General features: G+C 71.0%; 17 protein-coding genes and 1 tRNA gene. 17 read left to right on the top strand and 1 reads right to left on the bottom strand.

Features of this window, described 5'->3' with window-relative positions:
* Nucleotides 1-2 precede the first annotated feature (2 nt).
* Nucleotides 3-75: transfer RNA gene (locus EFK50_RS04685), tRNA-Arg, on the bottom strand.
* 93 nt (nucleotides 76-168) lie between these two features.
* On the opposite strand from EFK50_RS04685, the gene argS reads away from it, so the two are divergent.
* From argS to EFK50_RS04600, 17 genes are all read left to right on the top strand, one after another.
* The gene (gene argS / locus EFK50_RS04680) at nucleotides 169-1,824 is read left to right on the top strand and encodes an arginine--tRNA ligase (RefSeq protein ID WP_123226363.1); all 1,656 of its coding nucleotides are present in this window, start codon (nucleotides 169-171) and stop codon (nucleotides 1,822-1,824) included.
* Nucleotides 1,821-3,251 carry a diaminopimelate decarboxylase gene (lysA, locus tag EFK50_RS04675; protein WP_123226362.1) on the top strand — a complete coding sequence of 477 codons (1,431 nt, stop codon included), beginning with the start codon at nucleotides 1,821-1,823 and terminating at the stop codon, nucleotides 3,249-3,251. Before argS ends, lysA begins: the two co-directional genes overlap by 4 nt.
* 5 nt (nucleotides 3,252-3,256) lie before the next feature.
* Complete coding sequence (locus EFK50_RS04670) at nucleotides 3,257-4,573, top strand: homoserine dehydrogenase (RefSeq protein WP_123226361.1); 1,317 nt, start codon at nucleotides 3,257-3,259, stop codon at nucleotides 4,571-4,573.
* Nucleotides 4,570-5,649, top strand: coding sequence for a threonine synthase (thrC, locus tag EFK50_RS04665; RefSeq protein WP_123226360.1), 1,080 nt, complete (start codon nucleotides 4,570-4,572; stop codon nucleotides 5,647-5,649). Before EFK50_RS04670 ends, thrC begins: the two co-directional genes overlap by 4 nt.
* A gap of 2 nt (nucleotides 5,650-5,651) precedes the next feature.
* The gene (gene thrB / locus EFK50_RS04660; RefSeq protein WP_123226359.1) at nucleotides 5,652-6,563 is read left to right on the top strand and encodes a homoserine kinase; all 912 of its coding nucleotides are present in this window, start codon (nucleotides 5,652-5,654) and stop codon (nucleotides 6,561-6,563) included.
* 217 nt (nucleotides 6,564-6,780) lie between these two features.
* Nucleotides 6,781-8,646 carry a transcription termination factor Rho gene (gene rho, locus EFK50_RS04655; protein WP_123226358.1) on the top strand — a complete coding sequence of 622 codons (1,866 nt, stop codon included), beginning with the start codon at nucleotides 6,781-6,783 and terminating at the stop codon, nucleotides 8,644-8,646.
* 113 nt (nucleotides 8,647-8,759) lie between these two features.
* On the top strand, nucleotides 8,760-9,131 hold the full coding sequence (locus EFK50_RS04650; protein ID WP_123226357.1) for a response regulator transcription factor: 372 nt from the start codon (nucleotides 8,760-8,762) through the stop codon (nucleotides 9,129-9,131).
* Between the two features lie 168 nt (nucleotides 9,132-9,299).
* Nucleotides 9,300-9,518, top strand: a complete 219-nt coding sequence (gene rpmE / locus EFK50_RS04645) for a 50S ribosomal protein L31 (protein WP_123226356.1) — start codon at nucleotides 9,300-9,302, stop codon at nucleotides 9,516-9,518.
* An 88-nt stretch (nucleotides 9,519-9,606) separates the two neighbouring features.
* A complete protein-coding gene (gene prfA / locus EFK50_RS04640; RefSeq protein ID WP_123226355.1) occupies nucleotides 9,607-10,680 on the top strand; it encodes a peptide chain release factor 1 in 1,074 nt (357 codons plus the stop codon).
* Nucleotides 10,673-11,539, top strand: a complete 867-nt coding sequence (gene prmC, locus EFK50_RS04635; protein WP_183407684.1) for a peptide chain release factor N(5)-glutamine methyltransferase — start codon at nucleotides 10,673-10,675, stop codon at nucleotides 11,537-11,539. The genes prfA and prmC overlap by 8 nt, the downstream gene beginning before the upstream one ends.
* Before the next feature lie 76 nt (nucleotides 11,540-11,615).
* On the top strand, nucleotides 11,616-12,347 hold the full coding sequence (locus EFK50_RS04630) for an L-threonylcarbamoyladenylate synthase (RefSeq protein ID WP_123226354.1): 732 nt from the start codon (nucleotides 11,616-11,618) through the stop codon (nucleotides 12,345-12,347).
* A complete protein-coding gene (locus EFK50_RS04625) occupies nucleotides 12,340-13,455 on the top strand; it encodes a glycosyltransferase family 4 protein (RefSeq protein ID WP_123226353.1) in 1,116 nt (371 codons plus the stop codon). Before EFK50_RS04630 ends, EFK50_RS04625 begins: the two co-directional genes overlap by 8 nt.
* Before the next feature lie 139 nt (nucleotides 13,456-13,594).
* Entirely contained in the window at nucleotides 13,595-14,059 is a 465-nt protein-coding gene (locus tag EFK50_RS04620) for a hypothetical protein (RefSeq protein ID WP_123226352.1), read from the top strand.
* Nucleotides 14,060-14,186: 127 nt separating this feature from the next.
* Complete coding sequence (atpB, locus tag EFK50_RS04615) at nucleotides 14,187-14,981, top strand: F0F1 ATP synthase subunit A (RefSeq protein ID WP_246004032.1); 795 nt, start codon at nucleotides 14,187-14,189, stop codon at nucleotides 14,979-14,981.
* Between the two features lie 67 nt (nucleotides 14,982-15,048).
* Nucleotides 15,049-15,258, top strand: coding sequence for an ATP synthase F0 subunit C (locus tag EFK50_RS04610; protein WP_123226351.1), 210 nt, complete (start codon nucleotides 15,049-15,051; stop codon nucleotides 15,256-15,258).
* Between the two features lie 23 nt (nucleotides 15,259-15,281).
* Complete coding sequence (locus EFK50_RS04605) at nucleotides 15,282-15,833, top strand: F0F1 ATP synthase subunit B (protein WP_123226350.1); 552 nt, start codon at nucleotides 15,282-15,284, stop codon at nucleotides 15,831-15,833.
* The gene (locus EFK50_RS04600; protein WP_123226349.1) at nucleotides 15,833-16,642 is read left to right on the top strand and encodes a F0F1 ATP synthase subunit delta; all 810 of its coding nucleotides are present in this window, start codon (nucleotides 15,833-15,835) and stop codon (nucleotides 16,640-16,642) included. Before EFK50_RS04605 ends, EFK50_RS04600 begins: the two co-directional genes overlap by 1 nt.
* Nucleotides 16,643-16,655: the final 13 nt, after the last annotated feature.

Raw genomic sequence — 16,655 nt, 5'->3', positions numbered from 1 at the left:
GGTGCCCCCGGCAGGATTCGAACCTGCGACTCCTGGTACCGGAAACCAGTGCTCTATCCCCTGAGCTACGGAGGCGTGCGTCGCGGAAGGTTCTCCGCGATGCGAAGCCGAACACTACCGGGCGAAACTGGTGCGTAGGAAACCGGCACCCGCCGATAGGCTTGCCGGGTGAATCCCGAGCAGCTCTCCAGCACCATCGTCGCCGCCCTGACCGCACTCGCCGAGTCGGGCCGCCTGACCCTGCCCGACGGGGTCCCGACGACGGTGGCGGTCGAGCGGCCGCGCAGCAAGGAGCACGGCGACTACGCCACCAACGTCGCGCTCCAACTCGGCAAGAAGGCGGGGATGAACCCGCGCGACTTCGCCCAGGCACTGGCCGAGGAGCTGACGGCCGCGGACGGCGTCGCGAAGGTCGACGTCGCCGGGCCCGGGTTCCTGAACATCACCGTCGAGGCCGGCGCCCAGGGCCAGGTCGCCACCGACGTGGTGGCCGCCGGGACGTCGTACGGATCCTCCGAGGCGTTTGCGGGGGAGAAGATCAACCTGGAGTTCGTCTCGGCGAACCCGACCGGCCCGATCCACATCGGCGGCGTCCGCTGGGCCGCGGTCGGCGACGCCCTCGGCCGGATCTTCACGATGGCCGGCGCCCAGGTCACCCGCGAGTACTACTTCAACGACCACGGCGGCCAGATCGACCGGTTCTCCGGCTCGCTACTCGCGGCTGCCCACGGGCGCCCGGTGCCCGAGGACGGGTACGGCGGCGACTACATCGAGGAGATCGCCAAGAACGTCCTGGTCCAGCGCCCCGACGTGCTCGGCCTGCCCGACGAGGAGGCCCAGGAGGTCTTCCGGGAGATCGGCGTCGACCTGATGTTCGCCGAGATCAAGCAGAGCCTGCACGACTTCGGCGTCGACTTCGACGTCTACTTCCACGAGGACAACCTGCACAAGTCCGGTGCCGTCGACAAGGCGGTCGCCCGGCTCACCGAGCTCGGCAACACCTACGAGCAGGACGGCGCCATCTGGCTGCGCACCGAGAAGTTCGGTGACGACAAGGACCGGGTGATCATCAAGTCCGACGGGCACGGCGCGTACCTGTCCGGCGACCTCGCCTACTACCTCGACAAGCGCAGCCGCGGTTTCGACCGCTGCTTCATCATGCTCGGCGCCGACCACCACGGGTACGTCGGCCGGATGATGGCGATGTGCGCCGCCTTCGGCGACCAGCCCGGGGTGAATCTGGAGATCCTGATCGGCCAGATGGTCAACCTGGTCCGCGACGGCCAGCCGCTGCGGATGTCCAAGCGCGCCGGCACCGTGGTGACCATCGACGACCTGGTCAGCGCCATCGGTGTCGACGCCGCCCGGTACGCGCTGGCCCGCTACTCCTCGGACTCGAACATCGACCTGGACCTGGACCTGTGGGCCACCCAGTCCAACGACAACCCGGTCTTCACCGTCCAGTACGCGCACGCCCGGGTCTCCAGCCTGCTCCGCAACGCCGCCGACCTCGGCCTCGCCGCCGAGCCGCACCCGGAACTGCTCACCCACGAGAAGGAGGGCGTCCTGCTCCGCGCGCTCGCCGAGTTCCCGCGGGTGGTCGCCAGCGCCGCCGACTTCCGCCAGCCGCACCGGATCGCGCGCTACCTCGAGGAGCTCGCCGGCACCTACCACCGCTTCTACGACAACTGCCGGGTGCTGCCGATGGGCGACGAAGAGCCGAACGACCTGCACCGGGCCCGGCTGCTGCTCGTCGACGCGACCCGGGTGGTCCTGGCGAACGGTCTCGACCTGCTCGGCGTGAGCGCACCGGAGCGGATGTGAGGGCGCACGAGGCCGGCTGGGCGCACGCGGTCACCTCGGTCCGCGGGCCGGCCTGGCTGCGCGAGCCCGCCGACGCCAACGCCCTGCTGCCCCAGCTGTGGTCGACGACCGCGCGCAAGGTCGACGGCGTCCTGGAGGTCGGCGGGGTCGCGCTGACCGACCTGGTCGCGGAGCACGGCTCGCCGGCGTACGTGCTGGACGAGGCGGACTTCCGGGCCCGCGCAGCGGCGTTCAACACCGCGTTCGCGGACTACGACGTCTACTACGCCGGCAAGGCCTTTCTCTGCACGACGGTCGCCCGCTGGGTGATCGAGGAGGGGCTCTTCCTCGACATCTGCTCCGGTGGCGAGCTGGCCGTCGCCGAGCGAGCCGGCGTGCCCGCGGAGCGGATCGGCTTCCACGGCAACAACAAGTCGGTCGCCGAGCTGACCCGAGCCGTCGAGCTCGGGGTCGGCCGGATCATCGTGGACTCGTTCCACGAGATCGAGCGGCTGGCGCAGATCGTCTCGGCAGGCTCGACGTCCGGCGCACGGATGACTGCCCGGGTGCTGATCCGGGTCACCGCCGGGGTCGAGGCGCACACCCACGAGTACATCGCCACCGCGCACGAGGACCAGAAGTTCGGCTTCTCGATCAGCTCCGGTGACGCCCTCGAGGCGGCCCGCCAGATCACCGCGATCGAGGGCCTGGAGCTGCTCGGGCTGCACAGCCACATCGGTTCGCAGATCTTCGACTCGGCGGGCTTCGAGGTGGCCGCGCGGCGGGTGCTCGCGCTGCACGCCCAGATCTCCGACGAAGTCGGCGTGGTGATGCCGGAAATGGACCTCGGCGGCGGCTTCGGGATCGCGTACACCACCCAGGACGACCCGTCCGACCCGGCGCAGCTCGCCATCGAGCTCACCAAGATCGTCACCGAGGAGTGCAAGGCGCGCGACCTCGCCGTGCCGCGGCTCTCGATCGAGCCCGGTCGCGCGATCGTGGGTCCGGCGATGTGCACCGTCTACGAGGTCGGCACCGTCAAGGCGGTCGAGCTCGACGCCGGGGCGGTGCGCACCTACGTCAGCGTCGACGGCGGGATGAGCGACAACATCCGCACGGCCCTGTACGACGCGGACTACTCGGCGACCCTGGCCAGCCGTGCCTCCGACGCCCCGGTGCTGCTCTCCCGGGTGGTCGGGATGCACTGCGAGGCCGGCGACATCGTGGTCAAGGACGAGTTCCTCCCCGGTGACCTGGTGCCCGGCGACCTGATCGCCGTACCGGGCACCGGCGCGTACTGCCGCTCGATGGCCAGCAACTACAACCACGCCCTGCGACCGCCGGTGATCGCGGTCGCCGCCGGGGCGACGTCCGTGGTGATCCGCCGCGAGACCGTCGACGACCTGCTGAGACTCGACGCCGGCGCGGCCGCGTCGATGGGAGACTGAGGCCGATGAGTACCCAGGAGTCCGACAAGCCCGTGCGCGTAGCCCTGCTGGGCTGCGGGGTGGTGGGCACCCAGGTGGCCCGCTTGATCCTGGAGCAGGCCGACGACCTGGCCGCCCGGGCCGGAGCGCCGGTCGAGCTGGCCGGCATCGCCGTGCGCCGGCTCGGCCTCGAGCGCGACGCGGAGCTGCCGGCGGAGCTGTTCACCACCGACGCGGAGGCCCTGGTCACCCGCCCCGACGTGGACGTGGTCGTCGAGGTGATCGGCGGCATCGAGCCGGCCCGCACCCTGATCCTGGCCGCGCTGGCCGGCGGCGCCTCGGTGGTCTCGGCCAACAAGGCCCTGCTCGCCGAGGACGGCCCGACGCTCTACGCCGCCGCCGAGGCGGCCGGCCGGGACCTCTACTACGAGGCCGCGGTCGCCGGCGCCATCCCGATCCTGCGGCCGCTGCGCGAGTCGCTGGCCGGAGACAAGGTCACCCGGGTGCTCGGCATCGTCAACGGCACCACCAACTTCATCCTCGACAAGATGGACACCTCCGGCGCCGGGTTCACCGAGGCGCTCGAGGAGGCCCAGGCCCTCGGGTACGCCGAGGCCGACCCGACCGCCGACGTCGAGGGCTTCGACGCCGCCGCCAAGGCGGCGATCCTGGCGAGCCTGGCCTTCCACACCCGGGTCACCGCCGCCGACGTGCATCGCGAGGGCATCGCCGAGGTCACCGCGAGCGACGTCGCCTCGGCCCGCGCGATGGGGTGCGTGGTCAAGCTGCTGGCGATCTGCGCGCTCGAGGACGGACCCGACGGCAAGGCCGTCTCGGCCCGGGTGCACCCGGCAATGATCCCGGCCAGCCACCCGCTGGCCAGCGTGCGCGGCGCTTACAACGCGGTCTTCGTGGAGAGCGAGGCGGCCGGTCAGCTGATGTTCTACGGTCCCGGCGCCGGCGGGGCGCCGACCGCGAGCGCCGTCCTCGGCGACCTGGTCACGGTGGCGCGCAACCGGATCGCGGACGTCCGCGGTGCCGGTGAGTCCGCGTACGCCGACCTGCCGATCCTGCCGATGGGCAGCACCGAGACCCGCTACCACGTGCAGATCGACGTGGACGACAAGGCCGGAGTGCTCGCCGCGGTGGCGCAGGCGTTCGCCGAGCACGACGTCTCGATCCAGACCGTGCGCCAGGAGGGCCGGGGCGACGACGCCCAGCTCGTCGTGGTCTCGCACACCGCCAGCGACGCCGACCTGGCGTCGACCGTGGAGGCGATCCGCCGGATGGCGTTCGTCCGTGACGTGTCCAGCGTGATGCGTGTCGAAGGAGGACCGGAGTGAGCAGGCCGGCTAGGACGCACCAGTGGCTCGGCGTCATCGAGGAGTACCGCGACCGGCTGGACCTCCCGGAGAACACGCCGACGATCACCCTGCGCGAGGGCGGCACCCCGATGGTCGCCTCCGACTGGCTCTCCGGGCTGCTCGGCGCCGAGGTCTGGCTCAAGGTCGAGGGCAACAACCCGACCGGCTCGTTCAAGGACCGCGGCATGACGGTCGCGCTCTCGGTGGCGGTCGGCCAGGGCGCCAAGGCCGTGGTCTGCGCCTCCACCGGCAACACCTCGGCCTCGATGGCCGCGTACGCCGCCAAGGCCGGCATCAAGGCCCTGGTGCTGGTGCCGCAGGGCAAGATCTCGGCCGGCAAGCTCGCCCAGGCGGTCGTGCACGGCGGCCAGGTGATCATGGTCCGCGGCAACTTCGACGACTGCCTCAAGATCTCCCGCCAGCTGGCCGAGGAGTACCCGGTCGCGCTGGTGAACTCGGTCAACCCGATGCGGCTGGAGGGCCAGAAGACCGGCTCGTTCGAGATCGTCGACTTCCTCGGCGACGCCCCCGACGTGCACGTGCTGCCGACCGGCAACGCCGGCAACATCTCGGCGTACTGGAAGGGCTACAAGGAGTACCTCGCCTCCGGCGACTCCACCCGTACGCCGGTGATGCGCGGCTGGCAGGCGGCCGGTTCCGCGCCGCTGGTGCTCGGGGCGCCGGTTCCGGACCCGGAGACGGTCGCCTCGGCGATCCGGATCGGCAACCCGGCCTCGTGGGACCTCGCGATGGCGGCGGCCCAGGAGTCCGGCGGCGCGTTCCGCAAGGTCACCGACGAGCAGATCCTAGCCGCGCAGCGCGAGCTGGCCTCCCAGGACGGCGTCTTCGTGGAGCCCGCGTCGGCGGCCGGTGTCGCCGGACTGCTGGTCGAGCACGCCGAGGGTGCCGACCTGCGCGGGAAGCAGGTCGTGGTGACGGTCACCGGCCACGGTCTGAAGGACATCGACACCGCGCTCTCGACCTTCACCGACCTGGTGGACACCGTCGTCGACGCCGACGTCACCGCGGCCGCTCGCGCGGCCGGCCTGGACTGAGCATGGCGGTGCCGACCGCTCCTGCCTTCGTGCCGGGCCCGGTGACGCTGGAGGTTCCCGCGACCAGCGCCAACCTCGGTCCGGGCTTCGACTGCCTCGGGCTGGCGCTGGACCTGCACGACCGGCTGACCGCCGAGGTGGTGCCGGGCGGACTGGAGATCGAGGTCGTCGGTGAGGGCGCGAGCACGCTGCCCCGCGACGAGCGCCACCTGGTGGTCAAGGCGATGCGCGCGGCGTTCGCCGTCCTCGGGGTGACGCCGCCGGGCCTCCGCCTGAGGTTCGAGAACAGGATCCCGCAGAGCCGGGGGCTGGGGTCCTCCTCGGCCGCGATCGTCGGTGGGATCGCGCTCGCGAACGCCCTGGTCGACGAGCGGCTGCGCTTCGACGAGGGTGTCGCCCTCGGGCTGGCCAACGGCCTCGAGGGACACCCGGACAACGTCGCCCCGGCGCTGCTCGGCGGGTTCGTGGTCTGCGGGCAGGCGCAGGACGAGGTCTGGGCGACCCCGGCACCGATCGACCCGTCGATCTCGGCGATCGCCTTCGTGCCGCCGACCGGGGTCAGCACCGAGGCGGCCCGCGGACTGCTCCCGGCCCAGGTCGACCACCAGGTCGCCGCCGCCAACACCGGCCGGGCGGCGCTGCTGGTGGCCGCGCTCGGGGGCGAGGTCGACCGGCTGCTCCGGGGGACCGAGGACTTCCTGCACCAGGAGTACCGCAGCTCGGCGATGCCGGACTCGTTCGCGCTGGTGCAGCGGCTCCGCGCCGAGGGCTCGGCCGCGTTCATCTCGGGCGCCGGCCCCACGGTCCTGGTGCTGACCGCCGACGGGTCGGACCTGACCGATCGGTGCCCGCCGGGCTGGGTGGCGCGCCGGCTCGCGGTGGACCACCAGGGCGTCCGGGTCGTCGCCCCTTGATGTGATCCCCGGGCCGCTGATGGTGCTAGTGTGAAACCGCGTCCAGTGAGATCGCGCCGCTGGTCCCCGGACCAGCGCGACACCCTGACGCACTTCTTCCGTTCGGATGCTCTGCTCTGAATCCCTGTGCCCGCACCGGGCTTCGAGCGCGTATCCGAGACACCACCACCGTGCCGGCGGACTCGTCCGCGCGGCAGCACCTGGGGAAGGACCCCGCATGACGGAAACCACCGACACCACCCCCGCACCCGAGGCGGGCGCGACCGCGCCCAAGCGCGCCGGGGGGAACGGGCTGAGCGGCATGCTGCTGCCCGAGCTGAAGAAGGTGGCCGGCGGCCTGGGCATCAAGGCCACCGGGATGAAGAAGGCCGAGCTGGTCGCTGCCATCAAGGCCGCCCAGGGCGGCGGGGGCGGCGGGGGCGGCGCTGCGAGCGAGCCACGGGCGAAAACGGCGACCGGCGAGAAGACGCGCGGCAAGGCTTCGAAGCAGGATCGCGCTGCCGATACGCCGGAGGCAGGAGCGCCCGAGCGGGGCCAGGACCAGGCGACCGAGAACGCTTCCGCCAAGGTCGAGACGGCCCAGGGCGACGCGCCGCGCGCTGACGACGGCAAGGCCGACGACCGTGCCGAGGCGGGTCAGCGGAACCGCAACCGCGGCGCCGGCCAGAACAACCAGACTCAGAACAACCAGGGCCAGAACAACCAGGGCCAGCAGGGTCAGGCCCAGGGTCAGCAGGCCCAGGGTCAGGCCCAGGGGCAGGCCCAGGGCGACGAGGAGGGCGGCAGCCGCCGCAACCGCCGCCGCCGGGGCCGCGACCGCGACCGGGCGGCGAACCAGCCGGGTGGCGAGCAGGGCAACCCGCCGCGGCAGCCGAACCAGGGCGGCAACCAGCGCGACCGGGGCAACCGCCACGAGCCCGACCTGCAGATCCTCGAGGACGACGTGCTGGCGCCGTGCGCCGGCATCCTCGACGTCCTGGACAGCTACGCGTTCGTGCGGACCAGCGGCTACCTGCCCGGCGCCGACGACGTCTACGTCTCGCTCTCCACGGTTCGCAAGTACGGCCTGCGTCGCGGCGACGCGCTCACCGGCCAGGTCCGCCAGCCCCGGGAGGGTGACCGCAAGGAGAAGTTCAACCCGCTGGTCAAGCTCGACTCGGTCAACGGCGGCGACCCGGAGGCGGCCAAGAACCGTGTCGAGTTCGCCAAGCTGACCCCGCTGTACCCGTCCGAGCGGCTCCGGCTGGAGACCACCGCGACGAACATGATCGGCCGGGTCATCGACATCGCCGCACCGATCGGCAAGGGCCAGCGCGGCCTGATCGTCTCGCCGGCCAAGGCGGGCAAGACGATGATCCTGCAGTCGATCGCGAACTCGATCACCACCAACAACCCGGAGTGCCACCTGATGGTGGTGCTGGTCGACGAGCGGCCCGAGGAGGTCACCGACTTCGAGCGCTCCGTCAACGGCGAGGTGATCAGCTCCACCTTCGACCGCCCGGCCAGTGACCACACGATGGTCGCCGAGCTGGCGATCGAGCGGGCGAAGCGGCTCGTCGAGCTCGGTCACGACGTGGTCGTGCTGCTCGACGGCATCACCCGGCTCGGGCGGGCCTACAACCTGGCCGCCCCGGCGAGCGGCCGGATCCTGTCCGGCGGCGTCGACTCCGCCGCGCTCTACCCGCCGAAGAAGTTCTTCGGCGCCGCCCGCAACATCGAGGACGGCGGCTCGCTGACGATCCTGGCGACCGCGCTGATCGAGAGCGGCTCGAAGATGGACGAAGTGATCTTCGAGGAGTTCAAGGGCACCGGCAACATGGAGCTCCGGCTGCGCCGCGACCTCGCCGACAAGCGGATCTTCCCGGCGATCGACGCCGTCCAGTCCGGCACCCGGCGCGAGGAGCTGCTGATGAGCGAGGAGGAGCTGGCGATCATCTGGAAGCTCCGCCGGGTGCTCTCCGGGCTCGACGGCCAGCAGGCCCTGGAGCTGCTCCTGGAGCGGCTGAAGAAGTCGTCGACGAACCTCGAGTTCCTGACGCAGGTCCAGAAGACCACCCCGACGCCCGGAGCGCCGGAGGCCTGAGCATTCCGCATTCACGCTGACCCGGCGAGGGTTGTCGTTATGCTGAGCGACGTTGCCGTTGCTGGGGGGCAGTGCGACGGATTTCGACTGGTTCAGATCCGAAGGGGGTCGGTATGGCGCGGATCGTGATCGCCGACGACGACGCGGACATCCGGGAGCTGGTGGTGTTCAAGCTGCGCCACGCCGGGCACGAGGTGCTGCCGGTTGCCGACGGCACCGCCGCGGTCGAGGCCTGCGTCGCATCCGTCCCGGACCTGGTGATCCTGGACGTGATGATGCCTGGGATGAGCGGGCTCGAAGCGGCGCGTGCGCTGCGCGGGGACCCGACCACGTCCGCGGTGCCGATCATCATGCTCACCGCGCGCGCCCAGGAGTCGGACATCGAGCAGGGTCTCGAGGCCGGGGCGGACGACTACGTGGTGAAGCCGTTCAGCCCGCGGGAGCTTGCTCAGCGGGTGGCGGCCGTCCTCGGTGAGGATTCCTAGGCGGCTGGGAGACCAACCCGTACGTGGGCGCGTCCGTCCGGACCGTGCCGGGGGTGGGGAATGCCGATTGGCCCTCAGGTGTTCTGAGGTGGCAGAATCTCTCGCTGGCTCCGGTTCACGTCTGCACCAGCCGACGACCCGGCGGCCGATAACCCGAAAGAGGAACCCATGAAGAAGGACATCCACCCCGCGTACGTGCTCACCGAGGTGACCTGTACCTGCGGTAACCGCTTCGAGACGCGCAGCACCTCGCCTGAAGGCAAGCTTCACGCCGACGTGTGCTCCAACTGCCACCCGTTCTACACCGGCAAGCAGAAGATCCTCGACACCGGTGGTCGCGTCGCCCGCTTCGAGGCGCGCTACGCCAAGAAGACCGACTCCAAGTAGCTTCCTGAAACGCCGGTCACCCAGGTCCTCCTGGGTTGACCGGCGTTTCGCGTTGTTTCGCCCACCCCTCCACCCGCCAGGAGCCGAGATGTTCGAAGCAGTCGACGGACTGATCGCCGAGCACGCCGAGCTCGAGCACGCCCTGGCCGACCCGGGCGTGCACGCGGACCAGTCCCGGGCCCGCAAGCTGAACCAGCGGTACGCCGAGCTCTCCGCGATCGTGCGGACGCACGCCGAGTGGCTCCAGCTCGGCGAGGACGCCGAGGCAGCCCAGGAGCTCGCCGGTGAGGACGAGGCGTTCGCGCTGGAGGCCGTCGAGCTGGCCGAGCGCCGGGTCGTCGTGGCCGAACGCCTCCGACAGCTGCTGATCCCGCGCGACGCCTCCGACAGCAAGGACGCGCTTCTCGAGGTGAAGTCCGGCGAGGGCGGCGAGGAGTCGGCCCTCTTCGCCGGCGACCTGCTCCGGATGTACACCCGGTACGCCGAGGCCCGCGGCTGGTCGACCGAGGTCCTGGACGCCAACGAGTCCGACTTGGGCGGCTACAAGTCGGTCACCGTGGCGGTCAAGGCCAAGGGCGTCCCCGCGCCGGGCGAGGCGCCGTACGCACTGCTCAAGTTCGAGGGCGGGGTGCACCGGGTCCAGCGGGTCCCGGTGACCGAGAGCCAGGGCCGGGTGCACACCTCGGCTGCCGGCGTCCTGGTGATGCCCGAGGCCGAGCAGGTCGACGTGTCGATCAACGACAACGACCTGCGGATCGACGTCTTCCGCTCCTCCGGCCCCGGTGGGCAGAGCGTCAACACGACCGACTCCGCGGTCCGGATCACGCACCTGCCGACCGGCATCGTGGTCAGCTGCCAGAACGAGAAGTCGCAGCTGCAGAACAAGGAGTCCGCGATGCGGATCCTGCGCGCCCGGCTGCTGGCCGCCGCCGAGGAGGCCGCCAACGCCGAGGCCAGCGCCGCCCGGAAGAGCCAGATCCGCACGGTGGACCGCTCGGAGCGGATCCGGACCTACAACTACCCGGAGAACCGGATCTCGGACCACCGCACCGGGTACAAGGCCTACAACCTCGACCAGGTGCTCGACGGCGCCCTGGAGCCGGTGATCGAGTCCAGCGTCCAGGCCGACATGACGGCACGGCTGGAAGCCCTCGGTGACTGAGGGCCGGTCCGGTTCGTCCCGGCGCGGCGACCTGGTCGCCGACGCCGCCGCCACGCTGGAAGCGGCCGGCGTCCCCAGCCCGGCCAACGACGCCGAGATCCTGCTCGCCCACGTCCTGGGCGTGCCCCGCGGCAACCTGCTCCTGGTCGCCGAGGTCGCGGCGGCCGACGCCGCCGCCTTCGCCGCGCTGGTCTCCCGCCGCGCCGAGCGGGTGCCGCTGCAGCACCTGACCGGCACCACCGGCTTCCGGTACGTCGACCTGGCCGTCGGTCCCGGCGTCTTCACCCCGCGCCCGGAGACCGAGCTGCTCGCCGGCTGGGCAATCGAGTCCGCCCTCGGTGTCGAGGGTCGCCCGCCGGTGGTGGTCGATCTCTGCACCGGATCCGGCGCGATCGCACGCAGCATCGCCGACGAGGTCCCGCACGCCCGGGTGCACGCGGTCGAGGTCGACCCGGACGCGCACCGCTGGGCCCAGCAGAACCTCACCGGCACCGGCGTCGACCTGCGCCAGGGCGACATGGCGGACGCGTTCGGCGACCTCGACGGCACCGTCGACGTGGTGGTCTGCAACCCGCCGTACATCCCGCTGGAGGCCTGGGAGAGCGTGGCCCCGGAGGCCCGCGACCACGATCCGCACCTGGCGCTGTTCTCCGGCGACGACGGCCTGACCGCGATGCGGGTGCTGGAGCGGGTGGCCGGTCGGCTGCTCCGCCCGGCCGGCGTCGTCGGGGCCGAGCACGCCGACCTCCAGGGCGAGCTCGCGCCGGCCGTGTTCAGCGCGACCGGGCGTTGGGCCGACGTCCGCGACCATCGCGACTTGGCCGGACGCCCGCGCTACCTGACCGCGCGACTCGGGTGAGCCGAGCCGTGACGAGTCTCCGCGGCACCCGACCCGTTGCGACGCATCCGACCGCGCCAGTGGCACGATGAGTCCCGTGTCCACCCGCTACGACGTCACCGCCGATGCCGACCTCGACCCCGGACTGACCGCGGCGACGACTGCCGTCCGGGCCGGCGAGCTGGTCGTGCTGCCCACCGACACCGTCTACGGGCTGGGTGCGGACGCCTTCGACAGCGCCGCCGTGGCCCGGCTGCTGGCGGCGAAGGGCCGCGGCCGGGAGATGCCGCCGCCGGTGCTGATCGGGTCTCCGGGGACGCTCGACGCGCTCGCCACCGGGCTCCCCGAGTGGGCCCGGGTGCTGGTCGAGCAGTTCTGGCCGGGCCCGCTGACCATCGTGGTCCGCCACCAGCCCTCGCTGCAGTGGGACCTGGGTGAGACCCGCGGGACGGTCGCGGTCCGGATGCCGCACCACCAGGTCGCACTCGAGCTGCTGGCCCGGACCGGGCCGCTGGCGGTCAGCTCGGCCAACATCACCGGCCGGCCGGCCGCGGCCGACGCCGACGAGGCGGCCGAGATGCTGGGCTCCGAGGTGTCGGTGATCCTCGACGGCGGGCCCTCGGCGGGAGACCAGCCCTCGACGATCGTCGACTGCACCGGCGACCAGCCGCGGGTGCTCCGGATCGGCGCGATCGGCCCCGAGGAGCTGCGTACCGTGCTCGCCACCCTCGACATCGCCCTGGCCGACGACACCGACGAAGGCCCCGGCGAGGGCCCCGACGAGGGCCCCGACGAAGGCACCGGCGAAGGCACCGACGCCCGTGCGTGAGTACCTGCTGGTCTTCCTGGTCGCGGCGGTGGTCAGCTACCTGCTCTGCGTGGTGGCCCGGGAGCTGGCGATGCGGCTCGGTGCGGTCGCCCAGGTCCGGGACCGCGACGTGCACGCGGTGCCGATCCCGTACTTCGGGGGAGTGGCGATGCTCGGCGGGCTGGGCGCGGGCCTGCTGATCGCCCACCAGCTGCCCTTCCTCAGCCTCTCCCAGCCGCAGATCTTCCACGACGCCGGCGTGGTGCTCACCGGCGGCGCGATCATCTGTGCGGTCGGCGTGCTGGACGACCTGATCGAGCTGGACGCGCTGACCAAGCTGGGCGGCCAGGTGCTCGCGGCCGGCTACCTGGTGCTCAACGGGGTGCAGCTGTACTCGCTGCGCGTCCCCGGGCGCGACCAGATCGTGCTGGACTCGACCCAGGCGGTGCTGTTCTCGATCGTCCTGATCGTCGGCACCGTCAACGCGATCAACTTCGTCGACGGCCTCGACGGCCTCGCCAGCGGGATGGTCTGCATCGGCGCCTTCGCGTTCTTCCTGTTCTCCTACCGGCTGGCGGACGCCAACAACGAGACCCTGGCGATCACCGCCGCCCTGCTCTGCGCCTGCCTGGCGGGCGCGTGCGTCGGCTTCCTGCCGCACAACTTCTACCCGGCCCGGATCTTCATGGGCGACTCCGGTTCGATGCTGCTCGGGCTGGTGCTCTCCGGGGCGACCCTGAGCCTGACCGGGCAGTTCGCCGGTCTGCAGCTCAACGGCGGTACCGAGACGCTCGGCACCACGCTGGTGATCCTGCTGCCGATCCTGCTGCCGCTGGCGATCCTGGTGGTGCCGTTCGTCGACCTCGTGCTGGCCGTCGTACGGCGCACCCGGCGGGGGCAGATGTTCTACCAGCCCGACAAGGAGCACCTCCACCACCGGCTGCTCGAGTTCGGCCACAGTCAGCGCAAGGCCGTGGTGATCATGTGGCTGTGGGCCGGCCTGATCGGCTTCGGCGCGGTGCTGGTCAGCCTGTACACCGGTCCGGCCACCGTGGTGGTGGTGGCGGTGTGGGCCGCGGCGACCGCGATCCTGACCTTCGTGGTACCGCGGCTGCGCAGTCCCGTCTGAGGCCACCCGGCGGGATCTGACGTAGGCTGACCGGATTCACCGGAGCGGTCGCCGGCTCGGATTTCGGATCCTTCCGAGTTTGTGCTAACTTTCACAAGCACCTTCCGCCGCCACTCTGACGACCACCCACGAGGCCGCCATGACGACGATCCAACCGCAGGTCCCCCCGGGGGACTCTGCTGCCTCCGGCGCCGCCCTGAAGGTGCTCGTCGGAGCCGCGTTGTGGAGTCTGCTGGCAGCGATCGCGGCCGTCGTCGTCTGCCTGCTCGTCGACGGGGGACCGGCCGCTGCCGGTGCCGCCACCGGCGGACTGGCCACGCTGGCGATCCTCGCGATCGGCACCTGGATCGTGCTCAAGGTCGCCGAGGTCTCGCCGGTGGCTTCGCTGCTCACCGCGCTCGGCGTCTTCACCGCGCAGGGCATCCTGCTGCTGGTGACGCTCGCTGTTCTCGCCCGGCTGACCAGCGGTCCGGAGGTGACGGCAGGTGCGATCGCCGTCATCGCCGTCACGGTCGTCTGGACCACGATGTTCGCGGTCCTGGTGCGCCGGGAGCGGATCCCCCTGTTCGATCTGTCCGCAGTCGACGGGCCGGGTTCGGCATGACCTTCTCAGCCTGCTATCGTCCGGCGCGTCTGGGCGCTCCGCGACTTGGATCTTGTCGGCCCTGCCGCAATCGGCGGAGCCAGACCTCACCCCAGCTTCAGAGCCAGCCATACAGACAGGAGACAGCGTGCGTTCGCTGACTGCGGTTCCGGCATCGTCGGACACGTTCCACGCCCCCGGACCAGCTGACTTCGACCTGCCGGGCATCTTCGGCAGCGAGGTCACCAAGCCGATGGTGCTGGTCGTGCTGTCTGCCGTGATCGCCTTCGGGTTGTTCTACGCGATGTCCCGCAAGGCCGCCGTGGTTCCGGGCCGCCTGCAGTTCGCCGGCGAGTACGTCTACGACTTCGTGCGCAACTCGATCGCCCGCGACACCATCGGCTCGCACGACTACATGCGCTTCGTGCCGCTGCTGTTCACGATCTTCCTGTTCGTGCTCGTGAACAACTTCTTCGGCGTGATCCCGCTGATCCAGTTCCCGACGATGTCGCACATCGGGTACACCACCGCCCTCGCGCTGATCACCTGGCTGGTCTACAACACCGTCGGTGTCCTCAAGCACGGCTTCTTCGGCTACCTCAAGCACCAGACCGTGCCCTCCGGCATCACCGGCCCGATCCTGATCGCGCTGGTCCCGCTGGAGTTCTTCTCGAACATCATCGTGCGGCCGTTCACGCTGGCCCTGCGTCTGTTCGCGACCATGTTCGCCGGCCACCTGCTGCTGATCCTGTTCTCGCTGGGCGGGGAGTTCCTGCTGCTGCACTTCGAGCCGCGGATCCTGGGCATCGGTTCCGGCTTGTTCTCCTTCCTGATGGCCATCGGCGTGAGCTTCCTGGACATGCTGGTCATGTTCCTGCAGGCCTACGTCTTCACCCTGCTTACCGCGATGTACATCGGCAGCGCGATCGCCGAAGAGCACTGACCTTCTTCATCCCTCGAGCACCACAACACGACGACGCACAGCGCGTCACCAACGAAAGGAAACCCCCATGGGTGGCACTCTCAACATGATCGGCCTCGGCCTCGCTGCGATCGGTCCCGCCATCGGCGTCGGCCTGATCTTCGCGGCGTACGTCACCGGCGTCGCGCGTCAGCCTGAGGCCCAGGGTCGTCTGCAGAGCATCGCGATCTTCGGCTTCGTGCTTGCGGAGCAGTTCTTCATCATCTCCCTCGCGCTCGCCTTCGTCCTGAAGCCCTGAGTCCGGAAGGGCCTGGAGCACTCATGTTCAAGACACTTGTCCTAGCTGCGGCTGAGGAGAAGGCGAAAGAGGACGAGCTGAACCCGCTCGTTCCGCACCTTGCCGAGATCATCATCGGCGCGGTCGTCGTCCTGCTCCTGCTGTGGCTGATCGCGAAGTTCGTCGTACCGAACTTCGAGAAGGCCTACGCCGAGCGGACCACCGCGATCGAAGGCGGGCTGCAGGCGGCCGAGTCGAAGCAGGCCGAGGCCGACGCCAAGCTCGCCGAGCTCGAGAAGCAGCTCGGCGACGCCCGCCACGAGGCAGCGCGCATCCGCGAGGAAGCGCGTGAGCAGGGGGCGCAGATCGTGGCCGAGCTCCGGGAGCAGGCCCAGGTCGAGGCCGCCCGGATCGTCGAGCACGGCAAGACCCAGATCGAGGCCGAGCGCCAGCAGGCGGTCACCTCGCTCCGGGCCGAGGTTGGCACGCTCGCGACCTCGCTGGCCGGTCGGATCGTCGGGGAGAGCCTGGACGACGACGAGCGCTCCTCGCGCGTCGTCGACCGTTTCCTGGCTGAGCTCGAGGGAGCCAACTGATGGTGCTGCGAGGCGCATCGGCGGAAGCCCGGTCCGGACTGCGTGCTGCGCTCGACGCAGCCGTCGGTTCCGACACCGCGGCGGCCACCCTCGGCGAGGACCTCCTCGGTGCCGCCGCCGTGCTCCGGGCCGAGCCCGGTCTGCGGCGGATGGTCACCGACCAGGCGATCGACGCGGCAGCCAAGAGCGGCCTGGCGCGCCAGGTCTTCGACGGCAAGATCTCGGCCGCGGGCCTCGGCATCGTCGGCGATGCCGTCGCCCGTCGCTGGACGACCACCCGGGACCTGGCCGACGTGCTGGAGTACCTCGGCGTTGTCGCCGTGGTGAAGTCGGCGGGTGCGGATTCCACTCGCCTGGCCGACGAGCTCTTCGCGCTCAGCCAGCTGGTCGGCGAGCACGCCGACCTTCGCGGAGCACTGTCCGACCCGACCCGTACTGCCGCCGACAAGGGGGTGCTGCTCGCCAGCCTCCTGGACGGCAAGGCGCTCGCGGCGACGCAGCGGCTCGCCGTGCTCGCTCTGAACGGCTCGCACCGCACCGTGGTCGTCGCCCTGGCCGAGTTCCAGAAGATCGCGGCCGCGGTCAAGGACGAGGGCGTCGCCAAGGTCCGGGTCGCCCGCGCGCTGACGGCCGCGGACCGCGACCGCCTGCAGAGCGCGCTGAGCCGCCAGTACGGACGTCCGGTGCACCTGAACGTCAGCGTCGAGCCTGGTCTGGTCGGCGGCATGCGCGTGGAGATCGGTGACGACGTCATCGACGGAAGCGTCTCGAGCAGGCTGGACGACGCCCGTCGTCGGCTCGCAGGCTAGATCGAACAACCAC

This window comes from Nocardioides marmoriginsengisoli (assembly GCF_003725695.1).
GTDB lineage: Bacteria > Actinomycetota > Actinomycetes > Propionibacteriales > Nocardioidaceae > Marmoricola > Marmoricola marmoriginsengisoli.
This window is presented reverse-complemented; position numbering and strand designations above follow the sequence as displayed.

Bases quoted from the DNA above. Each gene is read 5' to 3' on its own strand.
- EFK50_RS04670 (WP_123226361.1), top strand. From the start codon at position 3,257: ATGAGTACCCAGGAGTCCGACAAGCCCGTGCGCGTAGCCCTGCTGGGC.
- thrB (WP_123226359.1), top strand. From the start codon at position 5,652: ATGGCGGTGCCGACCGCTCCTGCCTTCGTGCCGGGCCCGGTGACGCTG.
- rho (WP_123226358.1), top strand. From the start codon at position 6,781: ATGACGGAAACCACCGACACCACCCCCGCACCCGAGGCGGGCGCGACC.
- EFK50_RS04650 (WP_123226357.1), top strand. From the start codon at position 8,760: ATGGCGCGGATCGTGATCGCCGACGACGACGCGGACATCCGGGAGCTG.
- rpmE (WP_123226356.1), top strand. From the start codon at position 9,300: ATGAAGAAGGACATCCACCCCGCGTACGTGCTCACCGAGGTGACCTGT.
- prfA (WP_123226355.1), top strand. From the start codon at position 9,607: ATGTTCGAAGCAGTCGACGGACTGATCGCCGAGCACGCCGAGCTCGAG.
- EFK50_RS04620 (WP_123226352.1), top strand. From the start codon at position 13,595: ATGACGACGATCCAACCGCAGGTCCCCCCGGGGGACTCTGCTGCCTCC.
- EFK50_RS04610 (WP_123226351.1), top strand. From the start codon at position 15,049: ATGGGTGGCACTCTCAACATGATCGGCCTCGGCCTCGCTGCGATCGGT.
- EFK50_RS04605 (WP_123226350.1), top strand. From the start codon at position 15,282: ATGTTCAAGACACTTGTCCTAGCTGCGGCTGAGGAGAAGGCGAAAGAG.
- EFK50_RS04600 (WP_123226349.1), top strand. From the start codon at position 15,833: ATGGTGCTGCGAGGCGCATCGGCGGAAGCCCGGTCCGGACTGCGTGCT.